Source organism: Streptomyces sp. NRRL B-24484, assembly GCF_000717715.1.
Taxonomy (GTDB): domain Bacteria; phylum Actinomycetota; class Actinomycetes; order Streptomycetales; family Streptomycetaceae; genus Kitasatospora.
In genome coordinates, this window is the sequence record NZ_JOAI01000046.1 from 45,012 (window position 1) to 64,951 (window position 19,940).

General features: G+C 75.1%; 18 protein-coding genes. 14 read left to right on the forward strand and 4 right to left on the reverse strand.

The genetic code is table 11. The features are described 5' to 3' along the window. Positions 1 to 17 precede the first annotated feature (17 nt). The 3 genes from IE98_RS0132520 to IE98_RS0132530 are packed head-to-tail and all read right to left on the reverse strand — an operon-like array spanning position 18 to position 2,957. Positions 18 to 1,019: a membrane protein gene (locus IE98_RS0132520; protein ID WP_030275249.1), complete on the reverse strand. Its 1,002-nt coding sequence runs from the start codon at positions 1,017 to 1,019 to the stop codon at positions 18 to 20. Positions 1,020 to 1,056: 37 nt separating this feature from the next. Next, positions 1,057 to 2,010, reverse strand: a complete 954-nt coding sequence (locus IE98_RS0132525) for a carbohydrate kinase family protein (protein ID WP_052391274.1) — start codon at positions 2,008 to 2,010, stop codon at positions 1,057 to 1,059. Beyond that, positions 2,007 to 2,957, reverse strand: coding sequence for a pseudouridine-5'-phosphate glycosidase (locus tag IE98_RS0132530; protein WP_030275253.1), 951 nt, complete (start codon positions 2,955 to 2,957; stop codon positions 2,007 to 2,009). The genes IE98_RS0132525 and IE98_RS0132530 overlap by 4 nt, the downstream gene beginning before the upstream one ends. A gap of 111 nt (positions 2,958 to 3,068) precedes the next feature. On the opposite strand from IE98_RS0132530, the gene IE98_RS0132535 reads away from it, so the two are divergent. The 12 genes from IE98_RS0132535 to IE98_RS0132590 all read left to right on the forward strand — a co-directional run bounded on the left by IE98_RS0132535 (position 3,069) and on the right by IE98_RS0132590 (position 17,343). Then, a complete protein-coding gene (locus IE98_RS0132535; protein WP_030275254.1) occupies positions 3,069 to 3,710 on the forward strand; it encodes an alpha-ketoglutarate-dependent dioxygenase AlkB in 642 nt (213 codons plus the stop codon). 58 nt (positions 3,711 to 3,768) lie between these two features. Then, complete coding sequence (locus tag IE98_RS0132540) at positions 3,769 to 4,179, forward strand: gamma-glutamylcyclotransferase family protein (protein WP_030275256.1); 411 nt, start codon at positions 3,769 to 3,771, stop codon at positions 4,177 to 4,179. 387 nt (positions 4,180 to 4,566) lie between these two features. Further along, positions 4,567 to 5,535 carry a polysaccharide deacetylase family protein gene (locus IE98_RS0132545; protein WP_030275258.1) on the forward strand — a complete coding sequence of 323 codons (969 nt, stop codon included), beginning with the start codon at positions 4,567 to 4,569 and terminating at the stop codon, positions 5,533 to 5,535. A gap of 60 nt (positions 5,536 to 5,595) precedes the next feature. After that, positions 5,596 to 6,756, forward strand: coding sequence for a GNAT family N-acetyltransferase (locus IE98_RS0132550; protein WP_030275260.1), 1,161 nt, complete (start codon positions 5,596 to 5,598; stop codon positions 6,754 to 6,756). 199 nt (positions 6,757 to 6,955) lie between these two features. Then, positions 6,956 to 7,738, forward strand: a complete 783-nt coding sequence (locus tag IE98_RS0132555) for a helix-turn-helix transcriptional regulator (RefSeq protein WP_030275262.1) — start codon at positions 6,956 to 6,958, stop codon at positions 7,736 to 7,738. Between the two features lie 311 nt (positions 7,739 to 8,049). Continuing rightward, complete coding sequence (locus IE98_RS0132560; protein WP_052391290.1) at positions 8,050 to 8,865, forward strand: 3-hydroxybutyryl-CoA dehydrogenase; 816 nt, start codon at positions 8,050 to 8,052, stop codon at positions 8,863 to 8,865. 62 nt (positions 8,866 to 8,927) lie between these two features. Next, entirely contained in the window at positions 8,928 to 10,139 is a 1,212-nt protein-coding gene (locus tag IE98_RS0132565; protein WP_030275266.1) for an aminotransferase class I/II-fold pyridoxal phosphate-dependent enzyme, read from the forward strand. Beyond that, the gene (locus IE98_RS0132570) at positions 10,132 to 11,373 is read left to right on the forward strand and encodes an MFS transporter (protein WP_052391275.1); all 1,242 of its coding nucleotides are present in this window, start codon (positions 10,132 to 10,134) and stop codon (positions 11,371 to 11,373) included. Before IE98_RS0132565 ends, IE98_RS0132570 begins: the two co-directional genes overlap by 8 nt. A 59-nt stretch (positions 11,374 to 11,432) precedes the next feature. Further along, the gene (locus tag IE98_RS0132575) at positions 11,433 to 13,037 is read left to right on the forward strand and encodes a carboxyl transferase domain-containing protein (protein ID WP_030275270.1); all 1,605 of its coding nucleotides are present in this window, start codon (positions 11,433 to 11,435) and stop codon (positions 13,035 to 13,037) included. 5 nt (positions 13,038 to 13,042) lie between these two features. Next, positions 13,043 to 15,007: a biotin carboxylase N-terminal domain-containing protein gene (locus IE98_RS0132580; RefSeq protein ID WP_030275272.1), complete on the forward strand. Its 1,965-nt coding sequence runs from the start codon at positions 13,043 to 13,045 to the stop codon at positions 15,005 to 15,007. A 287-nt stretch (positions 15,008 to 15,294) separates the two neighbouring features. Next, positions 15,295 to 16,704, forward strand: a complete 1,410-nt coding sequence (locus tag IE98_RS0132585) for an extracellular solute-binding protein (protein ID WP_078661490.1) — start codon at positions 15,295 to 15,297, stop codon at positions 16,702 to 16,704. A gap of 285 nt (positions 16,705 to 16,989) precedes the next feature. Further along, the gene (locus tag IE98_RS0132590; protein ID WP_030275276.1) at positions 16,990 to 17,343 is read left to right on the forward strand and encodes a hypothetical protein; all 354 of its coding nucleotides are present in this window, start codon (positions 16,990 to 16,992) and stop codon (positions 17,341 to 17,343) included. Positions 17,344 to 17,390: 47 nt separating this feature from the next. On the opposite strand, the gene IE98_RS0132595 is transcribed toward IE98_RS0132590, so the two are convergent. Continuing rightward, the gene (locus tag IE98_RS0132595; RefSeq protein ID WP_234443759.1) at positions 17,391 to 17,900 is read right to left on the reverse strand and encodes a MarR family winged helix-turn-helix transcriptional regulator; all 510 of its coding nucleotides are present in this window, start codon (positions 17,898 to 17,900) and stop codon (positions 17,391 to 17,393) included. A gap of 177 nt (positions 17,901 to 18,077) precedes the next feature. On the opposite strand from IE98_RS0132595, the gene IE98_RS0132600 reads away from it, so the two are divergent. Together IE98_RS0132600 and IE98_RS0132605 are read left to right on the forward strand one after the other, a co-directional pair. Further along, positions 18,078 to 19,343 carry a multidrug effflux MFS transporter gene (locus IE98_RS0132600; RefSeq protein WP_030275281.1) on the forward strand — a complete coding sequence of 422 codons (1,266 nt, stop codon included), beginning with the start codon at positions 18,078 to 18,080 and terminating at the stop codon, positions 19,341 to 19,343. Between the two features lie 156 nt (positions 19,344 to 19,499). Beyond that, the gene (locus tag IE98_RS0132605; protein ID WP_030275283.1) at positions 19,500 to 19,937 is read left to right on the forward strand and encodes an SRPBCC family protein; all 438 of its coding nucleotides are present in this window, start codon (positions 19,500 to 19,502) and stop codon (positions 19,935 to 19,937) included. Positions 19,938 to 19,940: the final 3 nt, after the last annotated feature.

Here is a 19,940-nt window from a genome sequence, read left to right on the forward strand (position 1 = left end):
GGACATCCGACGGATCGTCAGTTCCCCTTCTTCCGGCCGGACCAGAGCTTGGCGAGGCCGATCGCCGCGGCCACCGCGATCAGCGCGGCGAGCGCGTGGTCGGTGCCGCCGGAGCCCGAGCCGGGGGCGGCCCGACCCGAGGCGGCGGGCGCCCCGGCGCCGCCGCTCGGGGCGGCCGCAGGACTGCCGGACGGTGCGGGCGCGCCGTCGCCGGTGAGGCGCAGCCGCCAGACGTCGCTGTCGCGGCCCTCGCTGCCGTAGAGCACGGCGGTGCCGTCCGCCGAGAAGGTCACCGACTCGCCCTGGCGCTGGAAGGGCACGTCGAGTGCGCGGAGCTTCTTCGGGGTGCCGTCCCAGGCGTAGAGGTCCGAGGCGAAGTAGCCGCGCAGCACCAGCCGGCGGCCGTCCGGCGAGAAGGCGCCGTCCGTCACCCAGGGCACGTCGGCGATCCGCCGGAAGGTGTTGGTGCCGGTCGGCGAGAGTGCCTCCGGGCCCTGGTAGAGGCCGCCGCCGGACTGCTTCTTGCTGGCGATGTAGGCGCGGCCGGTGACCGGGTGCACCATCAGCGCCTCGGCGTCGCGCGGGCCGTCCTCGTAGCGGACCTTGTAGCGGACGGCGGTGACGGTCTGGTCGTGCAGGTCGGCCGGCTCGGGGAAGGCGTAGATCCACACCTCGGGCCAGGTGCCGTCGAGGTTGTCCCCGATGTCGCCGACGTACAGCCGGCCGTCGGGGCCGAGCGAGATCGCCTCCACGTCCCGCGGCTTGATGCCGCGGAGGGTGACGGTCGCGACGGTGCGGCCCTCGCTGTCGACGGCGTAGACGTACGGGCCGTCGTCGCTGTCGTTGTGCGTCCAGTACACGCCGGGGTGGGCGCGGCTCGCGGCGAGGCCGCTGGACTCGGTGATCCGCTCGTCGTGGATGGTGAAGACGCGCTCCGGCCGCTCGGCCGCGGCGGCCGGCAGCGCGGCCGGGCCGAGCAGGACCAGCAGCGCCCCGGCGGCGGCCGCACCGCTGCGCATCCGTCCCCGGCCCCTCGTCGCTCGCTCCACCGGGCGATCATCGCACGGCGGCCCGGCCGGTCGACGCGGAACGGTCGGGCACGTCCGGTCCCGTCCGCCCGGTCGGCGGGCGGGCGCCGACCAGGGCCACCGCCGCCGCTCCCGCGCGGCAGCCGGCCCGGGCCGCCTCGACCGGGTCGGCACCGGCGAGCCGGGCGGCCAGCAGCCCGCCGGTGAAGGCGTCGCCGGCGCCGGTGGAGTCGAGCGCGGCGACGCCGGGCACCCCGGGCACCCGGGCCAGCACCCGGCCGCCCGCGGCCACCATCGCGCCCTGGGCGCCGAGGGTGACCACGGCCTCGCCGTACCGCGCGCTGAGCCGCTCGGCGGCGGCGGCCGGGTCGCCGGTGCCGGCCAGCAGGTGGGCCTCGGCCCGGTTGGGCAGCAGCAGTCCGACCCCGGCGAAGGCCTCGCGGACGGCGCCCGGGCCGCAGCGCTGCAGGAAGCCGGTGGACGCCGGGTCGGCGCTGACGGGCAGCCCGGCGGCGCGGGCGGCGGGCAGGGCGAGGGCGGCCAGGGCGCGGCCCGGTCCGGAGAGCAGCTGGTAGCCCGAGAAGTGCAGCCGGGCGGCGCCCTCCAGCAGGTCGTCCGACCAGTCCGCGGGGCCGAGGCGGACGGCGGCGCCGCCGTCGGTGACGAGGGTCCGCTCGGCGTGCCCGTCGACCAGGCTGATCACCACGGCGGTCGGCGCCTGCGGGTCGACGGCGAGGTGGGCGGTGACCCCGGCGGCGGCGAGTTCGGCCCGGTGCCAGTCGGCGGAGTCGGCGCCCGCCCGGGCGAGCAGCCGCACGCGCGCTCCCCCGGCGGCGGCCCAGGCGGCCGCGTTGGCCCCGGCACCGCCCGGCCGGACGGCGATCCGGGCGGCGGTGTCGGTGTGCGGGGCGAGCGGGCCCTCGTGCAGGGCGACCACGTCGGTGACGACCTCACCGACGACGAGCAGCGCGCCCGCGCTCATCCCCGCGGCTCCGGCTGCTCGGCGGCGGCCCGTGCGACGGCGATCCCGGCGGCCAGCCGGACGTTGCCGCGCACCGCCGCGAGGTTGGCCTCCAGCGAGGCGCCGCCGGTGTGCTCGGTGAGGTGGGCGAGCAGGAACGGGGTGATGGCCTGTCCGGTGACCCCGGCGGACCGGGCGGCGGCCAGCGCCTCGCCGAGCACCCGGTCGTGCAGCTCCGGGTCGAGCTGCTCGGCCGGCGGGACGGGGTTGGCGACCACGAGCGCGGACTCCGGGCCGCCGAGTTCGTCCTGGGCCCGCATCACCGCGGCCACCTCGGCCGGGTCGTCGAGCGTCCAGTCCAGCGGCAGGCCCGAGCCGGTGAGGTAGAAGCCGGGGAACTCGGCGGTGCGGTAGCCGAGGACGGCGACGCCGAGGGTCTCCAGCCGCTCCAGGGTGGCCGGCACGTCGAGGATCGACTTCACGCCGGCGCAGACCACGGTGATCCGGGTGCGGGCGAGCAGGCCGAGGTCGGCGGACTCGTCCTGGCTGGTGGTCCAGTCGCGGTGGACGCCGCCGAGCCCGCCGGTGGCGAAGACCCGGATGCCGGCGCGGGCGGCGAGGAAGGCCGTGCCGGAGACGGTGGTGGCACCGCTCGCGCCGGTGGCGACGGCGGGGGCGAGTTCGCGGAAGCCCAGCTTGCGCAGCGACGCGTCGGTGGCGATCCGTTCCAGTGCGTCCTTGTCGAGGCCGATGTGCGGTACGCCGTCGAGCACGGCGATCGTCGCGGGGACGGCGCCGCCGGCCCGGACGAGGTCCTCGAGTTCGACGGCGACCGCGAGGTTGCGGGGGCGCGGCAGGCCGTGGGCGATGATCGTCGACTCCAGGGCGACCACGGGGGTGCCTGCGGCGAGGGCGGCGGCCACCTCGTCGGAGAGTCGCAGCGGGGCGGAGGGCGAGGGTCGGTCCATCCCCGTTTCCTGGCGTCCGTGCGGCGGGTTCAAACCTCGTCCGCGCGGCGGACCGGCCGACGCACCCCACCTTATTCGCACAGGTGTTCCCATGAGGCGTAGGCTGGCCGCGTGCTCCACCTCCAGGGTTCGCTGTTCGACGACGTCGAGGAGATCGGCACCGGCCCGCTGGACGGCGTCCGCCGCACCGTGCTGGGCGACGGCGCCTGGATCGACGAGCGGCCGGGCTGGCTGCGCGGCGCCGACGCGCTGTTCGAACGGCTCGCCGCCGAGGTCCCCTGGCAGGCCGAACGCCGGACCATGTACGAGCGGGTGGTCGACGTGCCCCGGCTGCTCGCCTTCTACGGCGAGGACGACTTCGCCGCCGGGCCGGCCGCCCTGCCGCACCCGGTGCTGGCCGCCGCCCGCACCGCGCTCGGCGCCCACTACGCCGAGGAGCTCGGCGAGCCCTTCGCCACCGCCGGCCTCTGCTACTACCGCGACGGGCGGGACGGCGTCGCCTGGCACGGCGACCGGCTCGGCCGCGGCGGCCGCCAGGACACCCTGATCGCGATCGTCTCGGTCGGCGAACCGCGCCCGCTGCTGCTGCGCCCGCGCGGCGGCGGCCCGGCCGTCCGGCGCCTGCTCGGCCACGGCGACCTGCTCGTCATGGGCGGCAGCTGCCAGCGCACCTGGGAGCACGCCGTCCCGAAGACCACGCGCCCGGTGGGGCCGCGGATCAGCATCCAGTACCGGCCGCGCGGGGTCCGCTGACACCGGGCGCGCCCCGACGGGTACGGTGCTGCGACCCCCGACTCCCCAGGAGGGCCGTGTGCCGCCCCAGCTGCCGTTCTTCGTCTACGGGACGCTCCGTCCCGGCCACCGCAACCACCAGCGCCACCTGGCCGGGCGCTGCACCGAGGTGCGCGGGGCGGTGCTCGACGGCGCCGCACTGCACCGCGGCCCCGGCTATCCGTACGTGGTGCCGTGCGCGGGGCGACAGGTCCACGGCGAGCTGGTGAGCGTTCCGCCCGGGCTGTACCCGCGGGTGCTCGCCGACCTGGACCGACTGGAGGACTGCACGCCCGACGGCCTCGGCGAGTACGTGCGCGAGCGCCTCGCCGTCCGGCTCGCCGACGGCACCGAGACCGACGCCTGGGTCTACCTCGCCGGCCCCCGGGTCGCGGCGGCGTTGCTCTCCGCCCCCGCCCCGGTCGCCTCCGGCGACTGGACCGACGCCTGACGCCCCGGGGGCGCTTCGGGGCCACCCGGCCCCGGACATGACGATCCCCGGCGTCCGGTGCGTCGTCCGCGTGCGTGGACCGTCGCCTCCTGCACGTGTCGTGCATCGACCCGCCGGGGGTCTCGCCAGAGCCTGGATCAGGGTCACTCGGACGGCCGTCGGACGTCTCCGTCGGCGGTGCAGCTCTGTCCGGTATTCCGGTGTATTCACCAGTTTCCTCCGTATTCGCCGCAGGTCAAGGCTGTCCGGCGAACTCCCGGGAACCACCCGGCCGGAAGGTCAAGAGGTGGTAAATTCCGATCCCGTTGACGCTGCATCAGCTGCGCCCGGACGACCGCGGGCCCGGCTGTCCGCAACGGTGCGGAGCGGCGGCCGGAGGGGGGCGGCGTGCCGGACGAACACGCCGTCGGGGGCGGCACCGACAGGACGGCCCCGGCGGACACCCGCAGGAACCGGATCGACACCCTGCTGCGCCACTCGCCGCTGCAACCCGCCTTCCGCGCCCTCGCCGCCGGACGGCTCGCCGTCCTCGCCTACCACGGCATCGACGACCCGCGGAGCTTCGCGGCCCAGATGGCCCGGCTCGTCCGCAGCGCCCGCCCGGTCTCGCTCGCCCGCGTCGAGGAGTCCCTGCGCGAGCGGCGCCCGCTGCCGCCGCGCAGCGTGCTGGTCACCTTCGACGACGGCGACCGCTCGCTGCTCACCCACGGCCTGCCGGTCCTCGCCCGGCACGGCATCCCCGCGGCGGCCTACGTGATCGCCGGGCACATCGGCGGCGACCGGCCGTTCTGGTGGTCCGAGGCGGCCCACCTGGTCGCGCACGGCGGCACCGCCGACGCGCTGCCGCCCGGCACCGCGCCCGAGGCCGCCGTCCGGCTGCTCAAGCGGCTGCCCGACCGCGAGCGCCGCGACCTCCTGGACGCCCTGCGCGGCACCGCCTCCGCACCCGCGCCCCGGCAGCCCCAGCTCACGCCCGCCGACCTGCGCACCCTGCGCGGCGCCGGGGTGGCGATCGGCAACCACACCCTCGACCACCCCTGCCTGGACCGCTGCTCCGCCGAGGACTCCGCCGCGCAGGTCACCGGCGCCCACGGCCTGCTGACCGACTGGCTCGGCGAGCCGCCGACCTCCTTCGCGTACCCCAACGGCAACCTCGACCCGCACGCCGAGCGCGCCCTGACCGGGCTGGGCTACCGGTCGGGCTTCCTCTTCGACCACCGGCACGACCGCCGGCTGCCCCGCCGCCCGCTGCGGATCAGCCGGCTCCGGGTGAACGCCTGCACCACCCCGCACCGGTTCGACACCATCCTCTCGGGACTGCACCCCGCGGTGCACCGCCTGCGCGGCGGCCGCTGACGGCGGCGGCGCACCGGAGGAGACCACGCCCGGGAGCACCGGGCCGAAGGGGGCACCCGCATGACCGCAGCGACACCGGGCGACCGGCCCGAGATCCACCGCGAGCCCGGCACTCTCGACGGCGAACTCGCCGACGGCTGGCGGCGGCTGGTCGCCGCCGACCCGCACGGCTCGTGGTTCGGAACACCCGAGTGGGTGCTCTCCTGGTGGGAGACGCTCGGCACGGCCGACCCGGCGGCGGACCGGGCGGAGATCGCCGTCTGGCGCGGCCCGGAGGGCGGCGTCGAGGCCGTCGTCCCGCTGCTGCGCACCCGGCTCCGCCTCCACCCGCGGCTGCCGCTCACCGCCCGCTGCCTCACCCTGCTCGGCTCCGGCCCGGGCGCCGCCGACCACTGCGGTCCGGCCGTGGCCGCGCACCGCCGGGAGGACGTCCGCGGCTGGCTCGCCGCACGTGCCCGGCGCACCACCCTGTGGCTGCCCGACCTCGACCCGGCGGCCGCCGCGGCCCTGCCCGCGGCGGCCCGCCCGGTGGCCCGCTCGGCCTGCCCGCGCGCCGATCTGACGGGCGGCCACGAGGCGCTCGGCTCGCGGCAGTTCCGCTCCACCGTGCGCCGCTACCGACGCAAGCTGGAGGCCGCCGGGGTCGCCTTCCGCTGGGTGCCGCCCGCGGAGGTCCGGCCCGCGCACCTGGACGCCGTCCTCGACCTGCACCGGCTGCGCCGCGCGGCGCTCGGCCGGCCGACCACCTTCGACGGGCGGCGCCGCCCGCTCCACCTGCGGCTGCTGGAGCGCTCGGCGGCCACCACCGCACCCGGCGGCGAGGGCCCGGCCTTCTGCCTGGCCGAGCACGAGGGCCGCACCGTCGGCGCGCTGTACGGCTTCCGCTGGAACGGCGCCTTCGCCTACTACCAGATCGGCTGGGACGTCCACTGGGCCCCGCTGCGGCTCGGCACCGTGCTGATCTCCGAGACCGTCCGCGCCTGCGCCGAACAGGGCCTGCACACCTTCGACTTCCTGCGCGGCACCGAGCCGTACAAGTACCGCTTCGGCGCGGTGGACCGCCACGACACCACCCTGCTGCTGCCGCACGGCCCGACCGGCGCCCTGCTCGCCCTCAAGCACCGCCTCAAGGGCGGCGGCGACCGGCCGGCGGGGGCGGTGCGAAACGCGGAACCGGTGCCGCGCTCGAAGGCAGCGGGAAGCCCTGATCGACCGGGGTAGAATCCGGAAGAGGCGTGACGTGCACTTCCGTCCCGGGGGGATTATCGGGATCCGCGGCGGCCGCTCCCGGGGTCGGGAGTCGGCCGGATCCCCGGCGTTCTCGAATTCAATCGCCCGAATGTGGCGCAAGCCACAGCCCCGGGCCCGGGCGACGGGCCGGTGCGCCGGAACATCGGACCGAGACCGGAGAAATACCCAGATGCCGCCCGAGGAAGTCGACGCCCGCCGTGCCGAGGCCCTGCCCGGACTCAACGTGCTGCTGCGCAGCTGGCGCACCCGGGCCGGCAGCAGACTCGGGCTCGGCAAGCCGCTGCCGCAGGTCGACGTGGCGGGGCGGGTCGGCATGAGCGAGCGGTGGTACCGCGACCTGGAGCGCGGCACCCTGCCGCGCCTCGACCCGCGGGTGCTCGCCGGCCTGGCGGACGTGCTCCTGCTGGACGCCGACGAGCGTGCCACGCTCTACCTGTACGCCCTCGGCGGCACTCCCTACGTCGCCCCGCCCGTCCCGGGAAGGGCCCCCGACCTGCACGCCCTGCAGGAGCTGCTGGACCGTCAGATGCCCCGGCCGGCCTACCTGACCGACAGTTCGTGGAACGTGATCGGGCACAACCGGGCGATGGCCGAGTGGTTCCCCTGGGTCCTCGCCCCGGACGCCAACCTCATCCGCTGGGGGCTGACGTCCGACGAAGCGCGCGAGCAGATGCTCGACTGGCCGCAGCACGCACGGATGTACCTGGCCATGGTCCGGTTCGCGATGGCGCAGCACCCCGACGACCCCGGCCTGGCGACCCTGCTCGCGGACGTCCTGCAGGACCCGACGTGCCGCCGGTTCTGGCAGGAGCGGACGTGCGTGGTCGCCAACCGGGACGGTCACCTCTTCCGGCTGCGGCTGCCGCACGTGTCCCCCGATGTGATCGATGCGGTGACCCAGGTGCTGATTCCCGCGGGGCACCAGGGTCTGCGTTTCGTCGTCGTCAACTGAATACAGGGAGATCCGAGCGGAATTCAACGGGCGGCGACCGGCAAATATTTTCCGGTTCGCCGCCCTGCCTGCTTTTGTCCGGATTGGCGGATCGGCAAATAATTGCCGGTTGACAGTGCGAGCGGCGCGTTGGAAGTCTTTTCGAGCGCCGGGTCGGACACGATCCGACCGGCGAGTTCCACTCGAACAACCCGGAGAACGTGGTGCACGCATTCAGCTCGGCCAGGCGGAAGAATTCGACGGCGGACGGCATTCCGCGAGAGGACGGGGTCCGCCGCTTCGCGCGGGTCGGCGTGGTCGGCTCGGGCGCGATGGGCTCCGGCATCGCCGAGGTGTGCGCCCTCGCGGGGGTGGAGGTGAGGGTGGCGGTCTCCCGCGAGTCCTCGCTGAGGTCCGCGCCGGAGCGGATCGCGGCCGCGCTGGACCGTCGGGTCGCCAAGGAGAAGCTGACCGCCGAGGCGCGGGACGCCGCGACGGCCCGGATCTCGTTCACCACCGACCTCGGCGAACTCGCCGACCGGCAGCTGGTGGTGGAGGCGGTGCCCGAGGACGAGGCGCTCAAGACCGACCTGTTCACCGTCCTCGACAAGGTGGTCGAGGACGACGCGGTGCTCGCCTCCACCACCTCGGCGATCACCATCACCCGGCTGGCCCGGGCCACGACCCGCCCGCAGCGCGTCATCGGCATCCACTTCTTCAACCCCGTCGCGGCGATGCCGCTGGTCGAGGTGGTGCCGACGCTGCTCACCGACGACTCCGTCCGGCAGGAGGTCGAGGCCTTCCTGACCGACCGGTTGGGCAAGGTGTCGATCCCGTCCGGCGACCGCAGCGGGTTCGTGGTGAACGCCCTGCTCGTTCCGTACCTGGTCGCGGCCGTCCGGATGGTCGAGTCCGGTTTCGCCTCCGCCGAGGACGTCGACCGGGGCATGCAGTTGGGCTGCGGCCATCCGATGGGCCCGCTGCGTCTGTGCGACATGGTCGGCCTCGACGTGGTCGCGGCCGCCGCCGACGCCCTCTACCGCGAGTTCCGCGAGCCGCTGTACGCCCCGTCCCCGCTGCTGTCGCGCATGGTCGAGTCCGGCCTGCTCGGACGCAAGGCGGGCCGCGGCTTCTACGAGTACGCCTGAGCCCGCCGCCCCTCCGGCGTCCCCTTCCCCTTCCCCCCGTCACCTCCCCACGGAGCACCACCATGCACGCGTTCATGAACATCAAGAAGTCGGCGAGGATCAGCCACGACTTCTGGGAGACCACCACCGAGGCCGGCATGTTCGACATCGTCGCCGCCGGTCTGGGCGACGGCCGGCACCGGTCGCTCGACGGCGGCCACGAGTTCGTCAACATGTCCTCGTACTCCTATCTGGGCCTCGACACCCACCCGAAGCTCGTCCGCGCGGCGGCCGACGCGGTGCTCGCGGAGGGCGCGCTCAACACCTCGACCTCCCGGATGCGCATCCGCTTCGCCGCGCTGCGGGACGCCGAGGACGCCCTGTCCGAGCTGTTCGACGTCGAGGCCGTGACGGTGGCCTCCTGCGCGGCCGCCGCCTGGGCCGCCCTGCCGCTGCTCGCCTCCGGCCTGCTCACCGGCGGGACGCCGCCGCTGATGGTGTTCGACAAGAACGCGCACTTCTGCCTCAACGCGATGAAGGCCAACGTCGCCGACGAGACCCAGGTCGTCACCGTCGCCCACGACGACCTGGACGCACTGGAGGACCTCTGCCGCAAGCACCCCCAGGTCGCGTACGTCGCCGACGGCGTCTACAGCACCGGCGGTCAGGCGCCGGTCGCGGACCTGCTGCGGCTGCAGGAGAAGTACGGCCTGTTCCTGTTCTTCGACGAGGCGCACGGCATCTCCACGGTCGGTGCCCACGGCCGCGGCGTCGTGCTGGAGACGATGGGCGCGATCAACGATCGGACGCTGATCATCACCTCGCTGAACAAGGGCTTCGGCGCCTCCGGCGGCGCGATCTTCCTGGGCCCGCGGGGCTCGCAGGAGCGCCGCGACGTCGCACTGCGCAACGGCGGGCCGCTGATGTGGTCCCAGCGGATCAACACGGCCGGCCTGGGCGCCGTGATGGCCTCGGCCGAACTGCACCTCTCCGACGAACTCGGCCTGCTGCAGAAGCGGTTGCAGCAGAACGTCGACCTGTTCGACAGCCTGCTGCCGACGGCGCGGGCCGGTGACGGACTGCCCATCCGGTTCGTCGACATCGGCTCCGAGGAGGCCACCGTGGCCCTGGGCCGGGCCCTCCTGGAGCAGGGCTACTACGCCTCGCCGATCTTCTTCCCGGTGATCGCCCGCGGCAAGGCCGGGCTGCGGCTGATGCTGCGCGCCAACATGGGCACGGCGGAGATCGAGGACTTCTGCCACCGGCTGCGGCAGCTGCGGGCGAGCCATGTCTGACGGGTCGCCGGGGGCGGTGCTCCGGGCGCAGCCGCCCGCCGAGGCACCGCCCCGGCCCGAACGGCGCACCCTGCTGGTGGCGTGCGTGCTGGTGTTCATGGCCCAGATGGCCACCACCGTCTACCTGCCGTCGCTGCCGACCGTCGAGCGGGACCTGCACGTCTCGCGCAGCCTCGCCGCGCTGTCCGTGTCGCTGTTCGTGGTCGGCGCGGCCGCCCCCGTGGTGTTCTGGGGCCGGGCCGCCGACCGGTACGGCCGGCGGGCGGCGGTGCTGGCCTCGCTGGCCCTCTTCACCGGCTCCAGTGCGCTGCTCGCGGCCACCGGCTCGGTCACCGTGCTGCTCGCGCTGCGCGCCCTGCAGGGCATCGGTGCGGGTGGTGCCGCGATCATCGCCCGGATCTTCGTCCGGGACCTCGGCGGCGGCGACGCGCTCGCCCGCCGGCTGTCGGTGCTGTCCGTCGCCTTCGTCTCGGCGCTCGGCGGCGGCCAGTTCCTCGGCGGTCTGATCGGCCGGTACGCGGACTGGCGGGCCGGCTTCGCCGTCCTGGCCGCGATCGGCGCGGTGGGCGCGGTCGGCGTGCTCACGCTGCCGCTGGAACCGGGCCGCGGTCGGCAGGAGCAGGCCGGCATGGTCCGGATCTACCGGGGCATCCTCGGCGTCCGGCAGTTCCTGCTGCCGACCGTCGCGGGTGGCCTCGGGTTCGCCACCGTCGTCCTGCTCCAGGAGGTGGCGCCCTTCGTGACCCAGCAGCACTTCGGCCTCACCGCCGGGGAGTACGGCGACCTGGGGCTGCTGTTCGGCCTGGCGTACTTCGCCGGGGCGATGCTGGTGAACCGGCTGGTCGCCCGGGTGGGATCGTCCTGGCTGATGCGCCTGGGCGCCCTGGTGATGACCTGCTCCGGGCTGCTGATGGTCGCGCTCTGGCTGGTGCCGGGCCTCGGGACGACGACGGCCCTGGTGCTGTTCGTCGCGCTCTACTGCGCCACCACCTTCGGCCAGGCGGCGCTGTTCCCCAGCAGCATGGCGGTCGCGGTGAGCGCCGTGACCGAGCACGGTGCCTACGCGGTGGCCCTGTGCGGCTTCCTCGCGCAGTCCATCGCCGGGGTCGCCGCCACCGCCGCCGTCCTGCTGCACGCCGACCTCGCCTGGTCGGCCGTGGCGACCGGCCTCGGCGCGCTGGCCCTGCTGCTGGTCGGCCGGCGCGGCCCGCGCCCCGCGCAGCCGTCCGCCTGACCCCCGCGGCCCCCGGCCGGCAGCGAACCCCCGTACCCCTCAGCGATCAGCAAGGTCCCATGACGACACTCCGTTCCCTCATCGACACCACGTCGGAGACGTTCCGGCGCAACGCCGAGGCCTTCGACGACAAGCGCCGCATCATCGCGGAGGCCCGGGCGGCCGCGCTGGCCGGCGGCGACGCGAAGGCCCACCGCCGGCACGCCGAGCGCGGCAAGCTCACCGCCCGCGAGCGCGTGATGCGCCTGCTGGACCCCGGGACGCCGTTCCTGGAGGTCGGGCAGCTGGTGGCGCACGACGTGTACGACGAGCCCGTCCCGTCCGCCGCACTGGTCACCGGTGTCGGCACCGTCGGCGGCCGGCCGACGATGGTCTTCGCCAACGACGCGACCGTCAAGGGCGGGACGTACTTCCCGCTCACCGTGCAGAAGCACCTGCGGGCCCAGAAGGTGGCCCGGCAGAACGGCCTGCCCTGCATCTACCTGGTCGACTCCGGCGGCATCTACCTGCCGCTCCAGGAGGACCTCTTCCCCGACGAGTACCACCTGGGCCGGATGTTCCGGAACATCGCCGAGATGTCCGCCCTCGGGCTGCCGCAGATCGCCGCGGTGATGGGGTCGTGCACGGCGGGCGGGGCGTACATCCCGGCCATGTGCGACGAGGCGGTGATCGTCCGCGGCAACGGCACGATCTTCCTCGGCGGCCCGCAGCTGGTGCGTGCGGCGACCGGCGAGGTGGTCGACGCCGAGACGCTCGGCGGGGCCGACCTGCACACCCGGGTCACCGGGGTCGCGGACCACATCGCCGAGAACGACGAGCACGCCCTGGAGCTCGTCCGGGAGATCGCCGTCCGCAACAGCCGCCGGGCCGTGTCGGGGCCGCCCCGCGAGCCGCGCCCGCCGCTCCACGACCCGGCCGAACTGCCCGGAATCATCAGCGCCAGCCTGCGCGAGCACATCCCGGCGCGCGAGGTGCTGGCCCGGCTGCTCGACGGCAGCGAGTTCACCGAGTACCGCAGCCGCTACGGCCCGACGATCGTCTGCGGCACCGGGCACGTCGGCGGCTACCCGCTCGGCGTGATCATCAACGACGGCGTGCTGTTCCCCGAGAGCGCCCAGAAGGCCGCCAACTTCATCGAGCTGTGCGTCCAGCGCGACCTCCCGCTGCTGTTCCTGCACAACATCAACGGCTTCATGGTGGGCGCCGAGTACGAGGCGGCCGGCATCGCCAAGCACGGCGCCAAGCTGGTCAACGCGGTCTCCTGCGCCAGGGTGCCGAAGTTCAGCCTGGTGATCGGCGGCAGCTTCGGCGCCGGCAACTTCGCCATGTGCGGCCGCTCGATGGGCCCGCGGATGATGGCGATGTGGCCGAGCGCCAAGTCGACGGCGGTGGGCGGGGAGCAGACCGCGACCGTGATGGCGCTGATCCGCGGCGACCAGCTCGCCAAGGAGGGCCGGACCCTCTCCGCCGAGGAGGAGGAGTCCATCAGGCGCCCGATCATCGACACCTACGAGCGCCAGTCGCACCCGCTGTACTACGCGGCCCGGATGTGGGTGGACGCCGTGGTGGACCCGACCGACACCCGCGAGTGGCTGACGCTGTGCCTGGCGATGGCCGCCGACGGGCCCCAGCAGGAGACGCGCTTCGGCGTGTTCAGGATGTGATGACGATGCTGAAACGAGTTCTGATCGCCAACCGCGGCGAGATCGCCCGCCGGATCGCCCGGACCTGCCGCCGCCTCGGCATCGAGTACGTCGCCGTCCACTCCGACGCCGACCGCTCGGCCGCCCACCTGGAGGGCGCGGTCGACACCGTCCGGCTGGGCCCCGGCCCAGCCGCCGACAGCTACCTGCGGATCGAGGCGCTGGTCGACGCGGCGCTGCGCACCGGCTGCGACGCGGTTCACCCCGGCTACGGGTTCCTCTCCGAGAGCCCGGCGTTCGCGGCCGCCGTCGCCGGGGCGGGCCTGGTCCTGGTCGGACCGGACGCCCGGATGATCGCCGCCATGGGCGACAAGGCCACCGCCCGCGCGCTGATGGCCGACGCCGGGGTGCCCGTGCTGCCGGGTTCCGAGCACGCCACCGAGTCGCCGGAGCAACTCGCCGCCGACGCCGGGCGGATCGGCTACCCGGTGATCCTCAAGCCGGTCGCCGGCGGCGGGGGCAAGGGCATGCAGGTGGTCGACCGCCCCGACCGGCTGGCCGAGGCGGTGGCCGCGGCCGTCCGGCTCGGCCGCAGCAGCTTCGGCGACGGCCGGCTGCTCGCCGAGCGCTACGTCGCGCGGCCGCGCCACATCGAGGTGCAGGTCTTCGGGGACACCCACGGCTCGGTGGTGCACCTCTTCGAGCGGGAGTGCTCGCTGCAGCGCCGCCACCAGAAGGTCGTGGAGGAGGCGCCCGCCGCCGGCCTGCCGGCCGGGGTCCGCGAGGCGCTGCTGGCGGCGGCCGTCCGCGGCGCCGAGGCGCTCGGCTACGTGAACGCCGGGACGTTCGAGTTCATCCTCGACGCCGACGACCGGTTCTACTTCCTGGAGGCCAACACCCGGCTCCAGGTCGAACACCCCGTCACCGAGGAGATCACCGGCGTCGACCTGGTCGAGTGGCAGCTGCGGGTCGCCGCCGGGGAGCGCCTGCCGCTCGCCCAGCACGAGATCACCGCGACCGGCCACGCCGTCGAGTGCCGCGTCTACGCCGAGGACCCGGACGAGGCCTTCCGGCCCGCGCCCGGCCGGGCGGCGCCCGTCGAATGGCCGACCGGCGTCCGCGTCGAGGCCGCCTTCGACAGGGAGGGCGAGGTCTCCGCCTTCTACGACCCGATGATCGCCAAGCTGGTGGCGCACGGACCGGACCGCGTCGCCGCGCTGCGCACCCTCACGGACGCGCTGCAGGACACCGCCGTCGTCGGCCTGACGACCAATCTGGGCTTCCTCGGCGACCTGCTGCGCGACCGGCGGGTGGTCGCCGGCCGTCTCGACACCCACCTGGTCGACGAGTTCCTCGCGGAGACCGGCCGGGCCGAGCGTGCCTGGCAGGCAGCCGCGTGCGCCGCGGCCATGGAGGTGCCGGCCCTGGCCGGCGCCCCCGCCTCGCCGTGGCACGGCACCGCCGGCGCGCTCGACCGGGACGCGCTGGACCCGGTCGCGCCGCTCGGCCGGGTGGTGACCCGCGACGCCCGACGGGAGTGGGAGGCCAGGCTCACCGAGGTCCGGCCCGGGCGGGTGCGGGGCAGCGTCGACGGACGGCCCTTCGACCTCACCGTCGCCCACCGGGACGGGCTGTTCCGGGGCACCCTCGGCGGCCGCGCCTGGTCGGGCCTGCGGACGCCCACCGGCTTCGAGATCACCGTCGACGGGTACCGCACCGCCCTCGTCGTCCCGACCTTCGCCCGGGACGACGCGGACGCCGTCGGCAACGAGGTGCAGTCGACCATGCCGGGAGCGGTCGTCGGCCTGCCGTGCGCGGTGGGGGACCGGGTCGAGGAGGGCGCCGTCCTGGTCGTTGTCGAGGCGATGAAGATGGAGAACCGCATCCTCGCGCCCTTCTCGGGCGTGGTGGCCGAGGTCAGGTGCGCCCTGCACGGCCTGGTGGCGGCCGGCCAGACACTGGTGGTGCTGGCCGACGATCCGCAGGAGTGACGGACGGTCGGCCACGGCCCGCCGCTGACGGCACCTCAGCGGCGGGCCTTTCCGGGCGGCTTCCGGGTACCGGAGCCGTCCCGTCGTCCGCCCGCCCCGGCCGGGCCGGCAAGTGTCCATGCCAATCCGGCATGCGGAACGGCCGCACTCCGCAACAAGTCCACCCCGGCCGAACCCTTGACAGGCACGGGACGGTGCCAGCAAGGTCCTGGGAGCGCTCCCACCAGGTGTTCCGTCGGACCGGTGGGGCACCTCCCACCCGATCTGTCAGTGAACGAGGCACCAACATGCCAGGTACCAGACGCCGCACGACCGACTCCCCCGCCGTGGCCGCATCCGGACACCGGCCGGATCGCGCGCCCGCGGGCGCCGCCGAACCCCGCCGCCACCGCCGACGACTGCTCAGGGCGGCCGCCGCGGCGGCCTGTGCGACGCTCGCACTGACCGCGTGCAGCAGCGGCCCGGTCGCCGCGCCGCAGTCCGAGTCGCCGTTCGGCGAGACCGTCACCCTCAAGGTGGGGACCTTCGGTTCCTTCGGCTACCGCGAGGCCGGGCTCTACGCGGACTACATGGCGAAGCACCCGGACGTCGTGATCACCGAGGCGGCCACCCAGGACAGCGAGCAGTACTGGGCGGACCTCACCGCCGCGCTCACCGGTCAGAGCGGCCAGCAGCCGGCCGACATCCAGGCCGTGGAGGTGGGCTACATCTCCGAGGCCACCGGTCCGCTCGCCGACAGGTTCACCGACCTGCGGTCGGCCCCCGGCGTCCGGGCCTCGGCCTGGCTGCCGTGGAAGTCCGCCCAGGCCACCACCACCTCGGGCGCGCTGGTCGGGCTCGGCACCGACACCGGGCCGATGGCGGTCTGCTACCGCAAGGACCTCTTCCAGAAGGCCGGCCTCCCGTCCGACCGCGAGTCGGTGGGCCGGCTGTGGGCGGGCGACTGGTCGAAGTTCGTCGACGTCGGCCGCCGCTACAAGGCGCACGCACCGGCCAAGACGACCTTCACCGACTCGGCCGGCGGCCTGTTCAACGCCGTGCTCTCCAGCGAGCCCGAGCAGTTCTCGAACGCCCGGGGCGAACTCGTCTACGAGGACAGCCCCGGCGTGAAGAAGGCCTGGGACCTCTCGGTCTCCGCCGCCCGCACCGGCCTCACCAGCGGGCTCAAGCAGTTCAGCCCCGAGTGGAACGAGGCGCTGTACCTCTCCGGCTTCGCGACGATCGTCTGCCCGTCCTGGATGACCGGCGTGATCAGCAAGTACGCGGGCGACCGCGGCGAGGGCCTGTGGGACATCGCGCCCGCGCCGGCCGCCGGCAACTGGGGCGGCGCCTTCCTCGCCGTGCCGAAGGCCGGCAAGCACCAGAAGGAGGCCGCCGCGCTGGCCGCCTGGCTGACCGCCCCCGAACAGCAGGCCAAGGTGTTCGCCGCGACCGGCAACCTGCCGTCGTCCACCGCCGCGCTGGAGTCGCAGGCCGTCCAGGACGCCACCAACCCGTACTTCAACAACGCCCCGACCGGCCGGATCTACGCCAACGCCGCCCGCACGATCCTGCCCGCCCCGGTCGGGCGGCTGGACGGCGCGGTCAAGGCCGCGATCAGCGACGTCGCCCTGGTGGACATCGCCCGCAACGGCACCGATCCCAAGAAGGCCTGGAACGGCGTGGTGAAGCAGATCACCGGGAAGACCGGCGGCTGACCTGGGCGCAGGTCCCCGTGCGGCCGCATGGGAGCGCTCCCGTATGCTGGACACAGCCCGGTCCCGCGCCACCCCCCGCGGCGCGGGACCGGGCTCCCGTGGCCGATCCGCCCCTCCCCCGGCCGGATCGGCGCAGGTTCCCGGCCTGCGGCCGCCAGGTGCATGTGGGGCACCTCCCGGCCGCGGGCCGGCCCGTGCCGGACCCGTCGGCCGCCCGGCCGCACGCCGACGGCACGCCGCGCACCGGGGCAGCACCCGTACCGCCGCGGCGTCGTTGGTACCGGTATGAACACGTGCCACCCGCCCTCGCCCGACGCCGGGCCGGCCGCCGTCCCGCCGCAGGCCCTCCCGCTCCCGCTGCCGCACCCCGATTTCGGTGTCACCGACCGCCCTGCCGCGCGCCGCCCGGCCGTCGGCGGCGCCCCGCAGCAGACCCAGAGCTGGACGACCAGCGCGGCGGAACAGGCCAGCGACGTCCTCAGCGGCCTGCGGACCGTCGAGGTCCCGATGGCCGCCCTCCAGGCGGCGCTGCTGATCCTCACCGAGCTGGTCGCCCGGCCGCACGAGAGCACCGAGATGCGGGAGGCCGCACGGGAGATCTGCGGCCTCTTCGCCGGGCTGACCGACCTGGCCGTCTGAGGTCCGCGACCGCCCCGCCCGCCGGGCGGGGCACCGGCCCGGCGGTGTCAGTCCTCCGGGTTCTCCACGATGGCCCGCAGGGCCGCGAGCAGCGGCGGCCGGTCCTCCTCGGCCACCGGGGCGAGGAAGAGCCGGTCGACGATCCGGGCGTGCACCACGGTGGCGCGGCCGAAGGCCTCGGCGCCCTCGGGGGTGGCCCCGACCAGGGTGATCCGGCGGTCGGCCGGCGAGGGGGTGCGGCGGACGAGGCCGGCCTGCTCCATGCGGTCGACCAGCCGGGTGGTGCCGCCGCTGGTGAGGGTGAGCCCCTCGGCGAGCTCCCGCTGCGGGATCCCGGCGCCGCGGGCCCGGGCGAGCATCAGCAGCACCTCGAACATGGTGTGGCTGAGACCGCACTCGGCCCGCATCGCGGCGTCCACGGCCCGGTCCAGCCGGGTCGCGGCGCGCAGCAGCAGGCCGAGTTCGCGGACGGCCGGGCGCTCGGCGGCCGCCGCGAGCTCCGCCACCGTCCGGGGTCCGCCGGACGCCTCGCCGCCCACCGCCGGTGCCATCTCCATGGCCGGTGAGTCTACTGATCGCCGCGGCACCGCTCCCCGCCGAATCGACTGACTGGTCAATTGCTGATCAGTCAGCTATCCGGCTACCCTGTTCCGACCCACCGGGCCCGCGCAGCACCGCGCCGGGCCGACCGACGGGGAAGACGCCGACCGCCGGAGATGACGGAGAAGCCGCCGATGACCACCTCGTCCGCCCGGCCGGCCACCCCGGCCGCCACCGTCCCGGCCGCTGCCTCGGCGGCCGCCACCGGGACCGGCCGCGGCCCGCGCCTGCGGCTGATCGTCGTGCTCGGCGCGCTCTCCGCCTTCGGGCCGCTCTCGCTCGACATGTACCTCCCGGCCCTCCCCGCGCTGGCCGGCGACCTCGGCGTGCGGGACGCCGACGTGCAGCTCACCCTGACCTCCTGCCTGCTCGGGCTCGCCCTCGGCCAGCTGGTGGCCGGGCCGCTGAGCGACCGCCGGGGCCGCCGGGGCCCGCTGCTGGTCGGCCTGGCCGGGTACGCCGCCGCGTCGGTGCTCTGCGCCGTGGCACCGAACGCCGAGGTCCTCACCGCCGCCCGTCTGCTGCAGGGTCTGGCGGGTGCGGCGGGCATCGTGATCAGCCGGGCGGTCGTCCGCGACCTCTACGACGGCGTCGAGGCGGCCCGCTTCTTCTCGCTGCTGATGCTGGTGAACGGCCTGGCGCCGATCCTCGCCCCGGTGGCGGGCAGCCAGCTGCTGCGCTTCGCCGACTGGCGGGCGGTCTTCGCGGTGCTGGCCGCCGTCGGCGCCGTGCTGTTCGCGGCGGCCGTGCTCGCGCTGCCCGAGTCGCTGCCCGCCGAGCGGCGCACCGGCGGCGGTCCGGTCCGCACCGTGCGCAGCTTCGGCGGGCTGCTCGCGGACCGCCGCTTCATGGGGTACGCGCTGTCCGCCGGGTGCGTCTTCGCCGCGATGTTCGCGTACATCTCCGGTTCGTCCTTCGTGCTGCAGCAGGTGTACGGGCTGGACGAGCAGCAGTTCGCCCTGGTGTTCGGCGGCAATGCGCTGGGCCTGGTGCTGCTGGGCCAGCTGAACGCGCGGCTGCTGCGCAGCCGGGCCCCGCAGGTGATGCTGCGGGCGGGTCTGGCGGTCTCGGCGGCGGGCGGGGCCGGGCTGCTGCTGGCGGTCGTCGCGGGGCTCGGCCTGTGGGCGGTGTGCGGCTCGCTGCTGCTGGTGGTGGCGGCGGTGGGTCTGGTGATGCCGAACTCGACGGCGCTGGCGCTGTCCGGCCGGGACAACGCCGGCACGGCCTCGGCGCTGCTCGGGCTGCTGCAGTTCGCGCTGGGCGGGCTGGCCGCGCCGCTGGTCGGCCTCGGCGGTTCGGGTTCGGCGCTGCCGATGGCGGTGGTGATCGCCGGTTTCGCGGCGGCCGCGGTGCTGGTGCACGCGCTCTGGCCGCCGCGTCGGGCGGCGGCGTCGCTCTGACACCTCGGGCGGCGGGGTCGCTCCGGCACCCGGGCCGGGGCGGTGGCGGGCACGGAATCCGCACAGGTTTCCGCGTGCCGCCACGGCCGCGTCTTTTGCGGCGCCGCCCGGGCCGGGGGCAGGCTGGATGCGGGAGCCGAGAAGGCGAGGAGAGCGATGAGCACCCTTGAGGAGCAGATCGAGATCGGTGCCCCGGCCGAGGTCGCCTGGGACCAGCTGCACCGGATCGCCGACTACCCCCGCTTCGTCGAGGGCGTCCTGCACGCCTCCGCCCGCGGCAGCCACCGTGCCCGTCTGGACGTGGCGGTGGACGGCGGCCACCGGGAGTTCGACGCGTTCTTCACCGACCGCGGCCACAACCGGGTGATGACCTGGGAGACGGTGGACGAGCCGCACCTGCGCGGCACCTTCGCGCTGCACCCGCTGGACGAGCACCGCACCCAGGTGCAGGTGCGGATCGAGTACGAGCCGGCGGCGGTGGAGGAGTTGTTCGGCGGTGCGCCGCACGGCTTCGCGCTGGCGAACGCGATCGAGCGGACCGTCCGGACCGATCTGGAACAGCTGCGCGACCTGGTCGAGCACCGCACCGGGTGAGTC